The following is a 12,486-nucleotide window of genomic DNA, read 5'->3' as shown; positions in this document are numbered from 1 at the left end:
TTTGCAGGATTTTACATTCTAGAAATTAGATCTAAATCATGTATTGCTCGAGCTTATCGAATGATATGTCAAAAACCTGCTTTTTATCACGAAAATGGCGTGCTAAACGTGATTATTGTTAATGCTTGAGATTAGAAAAAGTCATCCGATACATTAGTTGTATGAATTTATCTCTCCGCAAGCGTTTGCCTTATGAAAATCAAATTAAACTAATGTGAATGAATGTTTGAAAAATAACCTTTTATTAATATTGATGCACATGATGATTGGTTTGTGGCACCAAAACTAATTAATAAAGTCATCACTTTAAAGTGATGTGTTTTTGCATTGATTCGATGATTTGTGCGGTCATTCCCCAGATGAAATGTTGCTGATATGGAATAGCAAACACACGATGGCTGGCTTTTCTTAGCTTAAATTTTTCACTAAAGAGTTTATCTGGATTCAAAATGTGGCTGGCAGGTACTTCAAAAACTTCCGCGACTTCGTTTGGGTCGATACGAGTCATGTAGTCTGGTGAAACAAAAGCCAAAAACGGCGTGACATTAAATTGGCTAATGGTTGGTAGCTTGGGTAGCTGTCCGAACACGCTAATGTGTGATGTGGGGATACCGATCTCTTCTTCTGTTTCTCGAATCGCAGTGTTCACTAGGTGGGTATCTTGAGGCTCATACTTGCCACCAGGAAAGCTGATTTGCCCCGGATGGTGTTTTAAATGCGCTGCTCGTTTAGTCAAAATGACGCTGAGGCCTCCTTTGCGTTCGACAAAACCGATCAATACGGCGGCGTCTCGCAACGTCTCTTGTTTTAAGTGTGCGAGGCGCCCCAGAGATTCTTTATGGTATCCGGTTGGAAGCTGCAGCTGAAAGTTTTGTAGCAGAGTAGATTTATCAATAACCAAAGTTGCTTCCTCTCTTTAATGACGCAGGCGTTTAGTATGATGCGAAGAACATATTAATTTGAAACTTATAGCGTTATACACCATTCTTTATTTTAAGACGTCACTATAAGGTTAGCTGAAGACGATGAAAGGGATAATATTCACTGAGTTCATGGAGTTAGTCGAGGACAAGTTTGGCTTGGAAGTTCTAGACCAAGTTTTGAACCTTTCGAACGATGAAGGCGTCTACACTTCTGTTGGCAGTTATGATCACCGAGACCTCGTCAAGTTGATCGTTAACCTCAGTAAAGTCTCTGACATACCAGTAGAGAAGCTCCAAGAGGTGTTTGGTGAATGTGTGTTCGAAAACCTGCTCAAGTCCACCCCCAATCATGCTGGCATACAACAATGCACGAATACGTTTCAGTTTGTTCGCCATGTGGAAGACTTTATCCATGCCGAAGTAAAGAAGCTCTATCCCGACGCTAACCCTCCTCAATTTGACTTTATCAGCGAGACGCAATCGGAAATTGTTTTCGACTACCGTAGTGCCCGCTGTATGGCTCATGTGTGTTTAGGACTGATTCACGGTTGTGCGAGTCACTTTGGCGAAACGATTGAGGTTAAGCACCAAAATCAATCTGAAGATGGCAGCCAAGTGCGCTTTTGGCTGGAGGCGCAATAAGGTTGTATGACGAGCAGTTCTTCTCTAGAAAAGAAACTCAAACGAGAGATTGCGTCGCGCAAGGCGGCAGAATTGCTGTTAGAGCAAAAGAGCTTTGAGCTGTATGAATCTAACCAGCAATTGAGCGTGGCGTTAAAGAAACTCGAAATGAAGTCACAGAAAGACCTGTGCAAATTCGAGTTTGAAGAGCAGATTGATGCCACATTAATTAAGTTTGGGCGCACGTTTCTTTCCAGTACCTTCGGAGAGAGCATGATTACGAGTTTCCTAGAGCAGCTGACGCTCAACTCAATAGTTTTAGGCGCATATCTTTACTTAGTTCCTGAGAATGTATCGCCGTTACGTAACCATCAATTTGGCTATCTGCAATTGGCAAATAATCGCCCAATACAATCTAAGCCACATTGGAGAAAAAACTGTCTTCATCTACCGATTATCATCGGTTCAACAACTTTCGGTGAGTTGATATTTTCACTTGAACTCGATCAAGTCGAGCAAGAGTTTATTTTCAAACAAATGGTGTTAGTTTCTGACTTAGTGCACGGTGTTATTAGCCGACACTTGAGCGTACAACGTGAAGTGAAGCTGCGTAAACGGGCGGAAGCATCGGAGAAGGCGACGAAAGAATTTGTCGCCATGATTAACCATGAATTACGCACTCCGTTAAACGGCGTACTCGGAAGCGCAGACTTACTTGATAAAACCCTACTCGATGATGAACAACAACAATATTTGTCTAATTTAATTCATTCAGGCGATTTACTACGCGTCATCATCAATGACTTACTTGATTTCAGTAAGATGAATGCAGGCATGATGGAGATCATTGATAAAGTTTTTGCTTGGAAAGATTTAGAAAATGCATTGACAGGTGTGTTTGCAGCCAAAGCGGCGGAGAAGCGAATACATTTTTCCATCGACAAGAAGCTCGGCATACCAGAGTTTCTCATCGGCGACTTTGAACGAGTCACGCAGATATTGGTGAATTTGATTGGTAATGCGATTAAGTTTACCAACTTGGGTGGGGTTGTACTGCGTGTGGAATGGCAAAATGGCTATGCAAACTTTGAAGTAGAAGATACGGGTATCGGTATCCCACTGGAGGCACAAAAAGCCTTGTTTGACCCTTTTGTTCAAGCCGACCGTTCGACCAAGCGCAGTTTTGAAGGTTCTGGTTTGGGCTTGGCTATTTGTAAGAACTTGGTGGATTTGATGGGCGGTGACATCAGTTTCGCCAGTGTGCCCCGTCAAGGCACCATTTTTAAACTTAAGATTCCTCTCAAACAAGGGGAGACTCAGGGGAGGGGGTCTGGTGATGTGTCTGACGGTAAGCATATTGAGCTTGCAGGACGTTCTGTGCTGGTGGTGGATGACATTCGTATTAACCAAGTGATCGTCACCCAAATGCTCAAGAAGCTCGATATCAAGCCAGATCTGAAAAACAATGGCCTAGAAGCGGTCGACGCAGTTAAAGCAAATGAGTACGAACTGATATTTATGGACTGCCGGATGCCAGAGATGGACGGTTATGAAGCGACGGTGCATTTGCGAGAAAATGGGTTTACCAAGCCGATCATTGCGCTTACCGCCGGGACAACTTTGGAAGAGAGACAAAAGTGCATTGAATCCGGAATGAATGACATACTCACCAAGCCTTACACCGCTGCGGATATTGAACAGATCATGTGTAAATGGCTCGATGAATGAGGCGCAAGTCCCCTTGAACAGCTACAAACAGTGATCAGCAAAAAGTAATGATTTGCAAAAAACGATCATCAAAAAATAATGATTAACAAAAACTAGCGATAACCAAAAACGGCTCTGTCATTACTGCAGAGCCGTTTTTCTATATGCTAAAAAGCGATTTAAGTTACTTCAGAGCTGGTAAGATCTTAGATAGCTTATCTAGCGTCTCTTGATACTCTGCTGCGCAATCACTGTCTGCAACAACGCCGCCACCGGCCCAAGCGTAGAGCTTGCTATCTTCTGCGACCAGAGTACGAATCGTGATACTGGTATCCATTCGGCCATGGCGCGAGATATAACCGATGCTGCCACAATAAGCGCTACGACGATGCGGTTCGAGCTCTTCAATAATTTGCATCGCACGTACCTTTGGCGCACCAGTAATTGAGCCGCCCGGGAAGCAAGCTCGCAGCAAGTCTGCGGCGCTGTACTGGGTATCCAGATCTGCGCGAATGGTGCTAACTAAGTGATGGACCGCTGGGAAGCTCTCGATATCAAACAGCTTTGGTACATGAACGCTGCCGGGTGAAGCGACGCGGCCAATATCGTTACGCAATAAGTCGACAATCATCAGGTTTTCGGCCTGATCTTTGTCTGCCGTTTGCAAGTTATGTGCGTTGGCTTGGTCGAGCTCCGTATTTTGACTACGTGGACGTGTACCTTTGATTGGCTTGGTTTCAATGACGTTGTCTTTCAGTTCCAAAAAGCGCTCTGGTGACACGCTTATGATTGCTGAATTAGGCATGCGTATAAACGCAGAAAAAGGGGCTTGGTTAGCCGCTTCTAACTTGGTGTAAGCTTGCCACTCATTCCCTCGGTATGAAGCGTTAAAACGTTGAGCCAAGTTGATTTGATAGCAGTCGCCACTCAATAGGTATTCTTGGACGCGATCAAAACGTGAAGCGTAAGACGCTTGCGTCATGTTCGATTGCCAATCACCAATTAGCTTGAAGTCTTCAACATCAGCTGGAGATTGTGAATTAAGCCATTGCCAAGCTTGCTCAATGTTGTGGCCTACCATGCAAGCTTTCTTCAACTTGTGATCGATCACTAATGCCCATTCATACAGCCCAACAGCCATGTCTGGCGTTTGAAGGTCTTTGGTCGCCAGTTCTGGCATAGATTCTACACAGCGACCTAGATCGTAACTGAAATAGCCCAGCGCACCGCCGACAAACGGCAGATCCCGCTCTGAGCCCAACTCAAGATTGGGCAAAAGCTGCTGTTGAAGCTCGTCCAATAATAAGAACGGATCTTGTTGGGAAAGGTATTGTTGCGATTCTGTTTTAATGCGCGTATCGCCAGCGACGGTCTCCAGCGTTGCGATTGGATTGGCAACCAATACATCAAATCGGCTGTCGATATGTGTATTGGAAGCCGAGCGTAAAAGCATCGCCCAAGGTTGGCTTTCGATACGAGAAAATAGAGTAATAGCGAGGTTGTTGGCGTATTCCAATACCTTAAAATCAAGCAATTGCGTATCCATGTTGTTCATTTGTTTAAATTGTGACAAAGAGTTCGTTCACTGCATGGCATGTCATAGGCAGCAAGAGTATCATATTCGACTGTATAGCCAAACTACCTCTATACAAAGGCTTGGAGGTGGTTTTACTATAAAAGAAGGCGACTTCAGTTACTCGTGTGTCGATATCAGCCGTTCGACAATTTGTTCACATAAAACGAAGCTCATTTATGAGCAATAAGCTCAACAAGCACGATAGAAGCCAAGCCGATAATGGAAGCAAAGCATAACAATAATGAGGCATGCAATGACGGTAATACGCACGCAGGATGTCATCAGCAGTGTTGCTGATGCGCTACAGTATATTTCTTACTACCACCCGCTAGACTTTGTTCAAGCCCTTGAAAAAGCCTACCATCGAGAAGAGAGCCAAGCCGCGAAAGACGCGATTGCTCAAATCCTAATTAACTCCCGTATGTCGGCAGAAGGTCATCGACCGATTTGTCAGGACACAGGCATCGTGACTTGTTTCGTCAATATCGGTATGGGGGTCCAATGGGACTCAACCGACATGACGGTTCAGCAAATGGTGGATGAAGGCGTTCGACAAGCTTACACGAATCCAGACAACCCATTGCGTGCCTCGGTTCTGATGGACCCTGCGGGCAAGCGAATCAATACCAAAGACAACACGCCAGCGGTTGTACATATCAATATGGTGCCAGGCAATAAAGTTGAAATCCAAATCGCGGCGAAAGGCGGCGGCTCTGAAAACAAAACCAAGATGGTGATGCTAAACCCATCTGACGACATTGCAGAATGGGTAGAGAAAACCCTACCAGCAATGGGCGCAGGCTGGTGTCCACCGGGCATGCTTGGCATTGGTATCGGCGGTACCGCTGAAAAAGCTGCGGTTTTGGCAAAAGAATCTCTGATGGGGCACGTTGACATTCAAGAACTGATCGATCGTGGTCCTCAAAATGCGGAAGAAGAGCTTCGTCTTGATATCTTCAACCGTGTAAACAAGCTTGGTATTGGTGCGCAAGGCCTGGGCGGTTTAACAACGGTTGTTGACGTAAAAATCAAAACCGCGCCAACGCATGCCGCGTCTAAGCCTGTGTGCTTGATTCCGAACTGTGCAGCGACTCGTCACGTGCATTTCACGTTAGATGGCAACGGTCCTGCTGAGCTAACGCCACCGAAGCTAGAAGATTGGCCAGATATCACTTGGGAAGCGGGCGAGAACACTCGTCGCGTGAACCTAGATACCGTGACCAAAGAAGAAGTTCAAGAGTGGAAAACCGGTGAAACGGTTCTGCTGTCGGGCAAAATTCTAACTGGTCGTGATGCGGCACATAAACGCATCCAAGGCATGCTAGAAGCCGGTGAAGGTTTACCTGCTGGCGTTGATTTCAAGGATAAGTTCATTTATTACGTTGGCCCGGTTGATGCCGTCGGTGATGAGGCAGTAGGTCCCGCAGGTCCTACAACCTCAACACGTATGGATAAGTTCACAGACATGATGTTAGAAGAGACTGGCATTATGGGCATGATCGGTAAAGCAGAGCGCGGTCCTGCAACAGTTGAATCTATCAAGAACCATAAAGCGGTTTACTTAATGGCAGTTGGCGGCGCGGCGTACCTAGTTGCTAAAGCGATTAAGAAAGCTCGCGTGGTGGCATTCGAAGACTTGGGTATGGAAGCAATCTACGAGTTTGAAGTTGAAGATATGCCAGTAACGGTAGCGGTGGACTCAAACGGCGCGAACGCTCACCAAATTGGTCCAGATACTTGGAAAGTAAAGATCCAAGAAATGGAAGCGTAAGCTGCTGCCCTGTCAGGTTACAGTGTTTCGTCACTAGGCTTACTATGAGCTTTGCATTATTGAACATAAGGCGAACGTCTCAATTGAGAGAATGTGACAAAGTGCTGATTTACCTAGCAAACATTTGACAAAAGTGCAGCGAAAGCTGCACTTTTTGTCTATATAATCAAATATAAACTTATAGGCATAGCAAATCTCACTGTTATGCTGACATGATTAGGAGACGGCATGCCTCGTTTTATTCAAATTCTACAAATAGTTCTTGCTGTTGTGATTGGTAGCTTTGTTGGCTACGACTTGATTCTTCACGGCATCAGTATCTTCGACGAAAAATACGTCGCCATCACTTGTGTATTATGGCTGATCCTAGAAATCGCTTTGTTCGTGATCTACAAGTTGATTGAAGACGATTAGACTGGACAGAAAGTCGTTAAGATCTCTAAGCCTCTGAAACTCTCAGGGGCTTTTTCGTTTTTGGAAAAAGGTTTTGCAGTGAATACTTTGTTCATCTTTGATTAAGGTTGGTAAAATTACACTGCGTAGGAAGAATTGATGAGATAAATAAAAAGTATGAAAAGAATAACGCAAGAAGTTAATGACTTTATCAGCCGTGGCATGGACTCCAACGTTCGTATTGCCGTAACGGGGTTATCGCGCGCAGGTAAGACTGCTTTCATTACTTCTCTGGTTAATCAATTACTGCATACCGCCACTCATGACAACTTGCCGCTACTTAATGCCGCTCGTGACAAACGCTTAATTGGCGCCAAACGTGAGCCGCAAACCAACATGATGGTACCGCGTTTTGCCTATGATGATGCGATGAGCCAAATTCATGCTATGCCACCACAATGGCCAGTGCCGACGCGCGACGTAAGTGAAATTCGACTTGCGCTGAAATACAAGCCGAACAAAACCACCAAAAAGCTATTGAGCAAAACCGCGGTGCTGAATGTCGACATCATCGACTATCCGGGTGAGTGGCTATTGGATCTGCCTTTGCTCGATATGGATTTCGCGACGTGGTCACAGACGCAATTTGAGGCGTTGAAAGGACAACGTAGTGAGCTTGCTGCCGATTGGCTGGCAGAGCTAGAAGCATTGGATTTAACTGCGGAATTGAATGAAAAGCAGCTAGAGAGAGTCGCTAAAACTTACACTGACTATTTGCATGCATGCAAAGATAACGGTTTGCATTGGGTTCAGCCAGGTCGTTTCGTCTTGCCGGGTGAACTTGAAGGGGCGCCAGTATTGCAGTTCTTCCCATGTCGATTTGACGCAGATACGAAGCCAAATAAAGGCAGTAACTTAGCAATGCTTGAAGCGCGTTATCATGAATATCAACAGAAGGTGGTTAAGGCGTTTTATAAGCATCACTTTGCAACCTTTGATCGTCAAATCGTGTTGGTGGATTGCTTACAGCCCCTGAATGCAGGGGATGAAGCTTTTTATGATATGCGCCAAGCGCTTGAACAAATAATGCACAGCTTCCGATATGGTAGAAGCAGCTTTTTGCGTCGCTTGTTCTCACCAAAAATCGACAGAGTGTTGTTCGCTGCGACAAAAGCCGACCACGTGACACCGGATCAACATCCGCATTTGGTCTCCTTACTCCAACAAATGGTGCATCCAGCATGGCAGACCGCGGCGTATGAGAATATTGAAATGAGCTGCATGAGCATTGCTTCGATTCAAGCGACGACTTCGGGTTTTATTGCGTCGGGAGATAAGAGCGTACCTGCACTCAAAGGGATGACGCTCGATGGGGAGTCGATGACAATGTTCCCTGGTGAAGTGCCGAAGAAGTTACCTAATGCGGTCTATTGGCAAAATAGTGGCTTTGATTTTACTTCTTTCCGACCGATGCCTTCAGAAACGGATGAGCCAATGAAACACATTCGCCTCGACAAAGCATTGGAATACCTATTGGGAGACAAATTGAAATGAGCGAACTAAAACAAAAACAAGTCTTCAAAGAAAAAGTGATGCACAGCGAGGAAGAGGGCGTATCCCCGGAGTTGAATGCGCAGAAGACGTTCTCTGAAAAAGAGACCTTCATACCCGTTGAGATTGAAGAGCCACAGGAAGAGACAGAGCAAGAGTTGCAGCTCGAACAAGTCATTCGCCCCAAATCTGGTCGCAAATGGCTCACAACAGGGCTCTTTGCCACCTTCGCTGGTTTAGTTGGCTGGCAAGCGGTTGATTCTGTGATTACCGCTGTACAAACTGCTGATTGGCTAGCGCTTGGTTGGGCTGGTTTTATGACTACCATCGCTTCTTTTGGTTTAGGCTCGTTAGGCAAAGAGTTATGGAAGCTGCGCAAACTGCGTAATCACTTTAGTGTGCAAGAAGAGAGTGAGGCGCTTATCGATAGCCAAAGTGTGGGCAAGGGTAAAGCATTTTGTGAAAAGGTCGCGGAGCAAAGTGGTGTACTGGCAGAGAACCCAGGTTTTGATCGTTGGAAAAACAGCGTAAACCCAGCTCACAGTGACGCTGAAATTCTAGAGATGTACGATTCCATGGTTGTGAGTCAGCAAGATAAGCTCGCAACCAAAATTGTTTCGCAGCACGCAACCGAATCCGCAGCTTTGGTAGCCGTTAGTCCGTTGGCAGCTGCTGACATGTTGCTGGTGGCATGGCGTAACTTCAAAATGATCGACAATCTTTCTAAAGTATATTGCGTGGAGCTTGGCTACGCCTCTCGAATCAAATTGCTCCGCTCTGTGTTCGTGAATATGGCAGCAGCGGGTGCGAGTGAGCTCGCTATTGATGCCAGCATGGATTTGATGTCGATGGATCTCGCCGGAAAAATCTCCGCACGAGCAGGGCAGGGACTTGGTGTGGGGATCTTAACCGCTCGTCTTGGTCTAAAATCCATGGCGCTGCTTCGTCCTTTACCTTGGTATCCAGAGCGCCAAGTGAAACTCGGTGCGATTCGCAAAGAGGTTGTGGCGAAAGTTGCATCAATCACGATGAAACCGTAACCAATATCACCTTTGATGGTGAGGATTGCTTGACGCCATTCCAAGCTTGGGAGAAACTACTGTCAACTTTTCCTGACAGTTGTGAATTGGGATATTTTCAGTGCGTCTTGAAGTCTTTTGTGAAGATAGACTCGGTCTTACCCGAGAACTGCTCGATATTTTAGCGTCTAAAAGCATCGACTTACGTGGTATCGAAATTGATATCAGTGGCATCATTTACCTAAACTGCCCAGATATCGACTTTGATACCTTCAGTGAGTTGATGGCTGAGATCCGCCGTATTCCGGGGGTCAAGGACGTACGTAAAATCCAATTTATGCCAATGGAGCGCCATAATACAGAGCTGCTTTCTTTGGTGGATAACCTTCCTGATCCTGTGTTTGCTATCGACTTAAAAGGTTCGGTCGATATGGCGAACATGGCAGCACTGTCTCTGCTTGGTCAGCACAAACAAGATGTGATCGGTACGCAAATTGGTATGTTGTTGCCGAGCGTCCGATTCTCTCGTTGGTCTGAAGGCGTTAATGCACGCACTCGCGAAAGCCTAGTGATTGATGGCTTGGACTACATCCTAGAGTTGATGCCGGTATACATCAAAGACGAAGCACAAAACTCCACTTTAGCCAGCACGCTGATGACGATTCGTTCTAGCCAACATGGTGCGCAAATCGAAGAGATCTTGCCGCTCAACAACCAGTTAGGCTTTGAGCACTTTGTTGGATTATCCAACCGCCACAAAGCGTTAATGAATCAAGCGAAGAAATTGTCCGTTCTCGATCAACCGTTATTGATTGAAGGTGAAACAGGTACTGGTAAAGAGATGTTGGCCAAAGCTTGTCATAGTCGTTCTGGCCGTGCGAGCAAGCCGTTCCTTGTATTGAGCTGTGCTTCCATGCCGGATGATGTGGCTGAAACCGAATTGTTTGGTCATGCGCCAGGTTCGTTTAATCATGAACAAGGTCACAAAGGCATTTTTGAACAAGCCAACGGCGGTACGGTTTTCCTTGATGAAATCGGTGAGATGAGTTCGCATCTGCAAATCAAGCTGCTGCGCTTCTTACAGGACGGTAATTTCCGTCGCGTGGGCGCGGAAGATGAAATGCACGTTGATGTTCGTATTATCGCTTCGACTAAACATAACTTGGCAGAGCTTGCTGAAGCCGGCAAGTTCCGTGAAGACTTATATTATCGCCTAAATGTTCTAACCTTAAATATTCCGCCTCTGCGTAAGCGCTCGAACGATATCGCACCGTTACTAGACTTATTCGTCATGAAGCACGCACAGCAGCTTGGTATCGATAAGCCAGAGTTAGATGAAGAGCTAGTGGATGCCTTAGCGAACTACCAATGGCCGGGTAACATGCGTCAGTTAGACAACATGGCTCTGCGTGCGTTGACCGAGATGGATGGACATGTCCTCAAGGCCGATAACTTCAACTTACCTCAGCCACAAGCTATGGGCGGTGGTAGCGCGACATTGAACCTTGATGGCTCGCTTGATGAGATCATGCGTGATTACGAATCGCAGATTTTAGAGCGTTTGTATCAATCATTCCCATCGAGCCGTAAGCTCGCTAAGCGTTTGAATGTGTCTCATACGTCTATTGCAAACAAATTGCGCGATTATGGTATTCGTAAAAGTTAGGACATTCGCCGTAAAGTTAAGGTATCCGCACAAACGGACTATCCGAAAATGAATCCGAAATTAAATGGACGTTGTTATTTATAATGGAAGATAAGAGCTCCTCAATCGCCGTTCACAAGTTGGACGGCGACTTGCTTCTACGTACTGCAGAAATTGGCGATGCCGATATGATTGCAGAGTATTTTCAGACGAATCGAGCGTACTTGGCACCATTCGAGCCAAAACGAGAAGAGGCGTTCTATACCGTCAATGGTTGGTTGCAAAAACTGATTAAGTTAAATGAACTTCACCGCCTAGGGCTTGGTTACTATTGCCTACTTGTTCATGCTGAATCTGGTAAAATGCTTGGCACGCTCTCTTTCAGTAATCTGAGTCGTTTTCCGTTCTATGCCTGCAATGTTGGTTACTCCCTTGCAGAAGACGTGCAGGGCAATGGCTATATGCGCCGCGCGTTAAAAATGGCCTGTGATTACATGTTTGATGTGCAAAAGATACACCGTATTCAGGCGGGCTATATGCCACATAACAAGCGTAGTGAGGCGGTGCTACAACATGCCGGGTTTGAAAGAGAAGGGTATGCAAAGGATTATTTGTTGATCGACGGTGAATGGCGAGACCACGTGCTGACATCGTTGACTAACCCAAACTGGACCGCAGAGGCTCGATAAATGGAAAGATTGGAAAAGCAGTTAGCGCTTATTATTGAACTGGACCAACTGAAAAGCGTACTTCGTCGTACTCGTGTAAAGAGTGCAGACCGACGCTTAGAGAATAGCGGCGAGCACAGTTGGCACGTTGCATTGATGGCGGTATTGATGCAAGAACATGCAAATGCCCCCATCGATATTGCTCGAGTAATGAAAATGCTGCTTATCCATGATGTCGTAGAGATCGACGCAGGCGATACCTTTGTTTATGATGTTGCAGCTTCAAAAGAGCAAGAAGAAAAAGAAATAAAAGCCGCAGAGCGTTTGTTTGGTATGTTGCCGAGCGATCAAGGTGATGAACTGTTTGCTCTGTGGAAAGAGTTTGAGGCGGCACAAAGTGATGATGCGAAATACGCTAAAGCGTTAGATCGCCTTATCCCGATGTTACTCAACTACCACAATGATGGTCAAAGTTGGAAAGAACATGGTGTCACGCGAGAGCAAGCGTTAACCATCAATAAAAGAATTGAATCTGGTTCTGTCACGCTATGGGGCAAAGCCAAAGAACTGATTGAAGAAGCCACCGAGAAAGGTTGGCTGAAGTCGTAAGAA

The 12,486-nt window shown here is 45.7% G+C and carries 11 protein-coding genes; 9 read left to right on the top strand and 2 right to left on the bottom strand.

The features are described from left to right. Nucleotides 1-301: 301 nt before the first annotated feature. On the bottom strand, nucleotides 302-901 hold the full coding sequence (locus A8140_RS09815) for a CoA pyrophosphatase (protein WP_005534766.1): 600 nt from the start codon (nucleotides 899-901) through the stop codon (nucleotides 302-304). A gap of 124 nt (nucleotides 902-1,025) precedes the next feature. On the opposite strand from A8140_RS09815, the gene A8140_RS09810 reads away from it, so the two are divergent. Continuing rightward, nucleotides 1,026-1,565, top strand: coding sequence for a heme NO-binding domain-containing protein (locus tag A8140_RS09810; protein ID WP_005534768.1), 540 nt, complete (start codon nucleotides 1,026-1,028; stop codon nucleotides 1,563-1,565). A 6-nt stretch (nucleotides 1,566-1,571) separates the two neighbouring features. Next, nucleotides 1,572-3,272, top strand: a complete 1,701-nt coding sequence (locus A8140_RS09805; RefSeq protein WP_005534771.1) for an ATP-binding protein — start codon at nucleotides 1,572-1,574, stop codon at nucleotides 3,270-3,272. Nucleotides 3,273-3,435: 163 nt separating this feature from the next. Here the strand turns inward: A8140_RS09805 and pabB are convergent, their stop codons facing one another. Beyond that, nucleotides 3,436-4,797, bottom strand: a complete 1,362-nt coding sequence (gene pabB / locus A8140_RS09800) for an aminodeoxychorismate synthase component I (RefSeq protein ID WP_005534773.1) — start codon at nucleotides 4,795-4,797, stop codon at nucleotides 3,436-3,438. 283 nt (nucleotides 4,798-5,080) lie between these two features. Here pabB and A8140_RS09795 point away from each other — a divergent pair, with 283 nt between their 5' ends. The 7 genes from A8140_RS09795 to A8140_RS09765 all read left to right on the top strand — a co-directional run bounded on the left by A8140_RS09795 (nucleotide 5,081) and on the right by A8140_RS09765 (nucleotide 12,483). Then, complete coding sequence (locus tag A8140_RS09795) at nucleotides 5,081-6,598, top strand: fumarate hydratase (protein WP_005534776.1); 1,518 nt, start codon at nucleotides 5,081-5,083, stop codon at nucleotides 6,596-6,598. 228 nt (nucleotides 6,599-6,826) lie between these two features. Further along, nucleotides 6,827-7,012 (top strand): hypothetical protein, encoded by a 186-nt coding sequence (locus tag A8140_RS09790; RefSeq protein ID WP_005534778.1) that lies wholly within the window; start codon nucleotides 6,827-6,829, stop codon nucleotides 7,010-7,012. Nucleotides 7,013-7,168: 156 nt separating this feature from the next. After that, the gene (locus tag A8140_RS09785; RefSeq protein ID WP_005534780.1) at nucleotides 7,169-8,545 is read left to right on the top strand and encodes a YcjX family GTP-binding protein; all 1,377 of its coding nucleotides are present in this window, start codon (nucleotides 7,169-7,171) and stop codon (nucleotides 8,543-8,545) included. Then, the gene (locus A8140_RS09780) at nucleotides 8,542-9,582 is read left to right on the top strand and encodes a YcjF family protein (RefSeq protein ID WP_005534781.1); all 1,041 of its coding nucleotides are present in this window, start codon (nucleotides 8,542-8,544) and stop codon (nucleotides 9,580-9,582) included. The genes A8140_RS09785 and A8140_RS09780 overlap by 4 nt, the downstream gene beginning before the upstream one ends. 100 nt (nucleotides 9,583-9,682) lie before the next feature. Further along, nucleotides 9,683-11,227, top strand: a complete 1,545-nt coding sequence (tyrR, locus tag A8140_RS09775) for a transcriptional regulator TyrR (protein WP_005534783.1) — start codon at nucleotides 9,683-9,685, stop codon at nucleotides 11,225-11,227. An 83-nt stretch (nucleotides 11,228-11,310) separates the two neighbouring features. Beyond that, nucleotides 11,311-11,895, top strand: coding sequence for a ribosomal protein S5-alanine N-acetyltransferase (gene rimJ / locus A8140_RS09770; protein ID WP_005534786.1), 585 nt, complete (start codon nucleotides 11,311-11,313; stop codon nucleotides 11,893-11,895). Further along, nucleotides 11,896-12,483: an HD domain-containing protein gene (locus A8140_RS09765; protein WP_005534788.1), complete on the top strand. Its 588-nt coding sequence runs from the start codon at nucleotides 11,896-11,898 to the stop codon at nucleotides 12,481-12,483. The last annotated feature ends 3 nt before the right edge of the window (nucleotides 12,484-12,486 follow it).

The organism is Vibrio campbellii CAIM 519 = NBRC 15631 = ATCC 25920 (assembly GCF_002163755.1).
Taxonomy (GTDB): domain Bacteria; phylum Pseudomonadota; class Gammaproteobacteria; order Enterobacterales; family Vibrionaceae; genus Vibrio; species Vibrio campbellii.
Note: the sequence above shows the minus strand (reverse complement) of the source record. Positions and strands in the feature narration are given on the sequence as shown.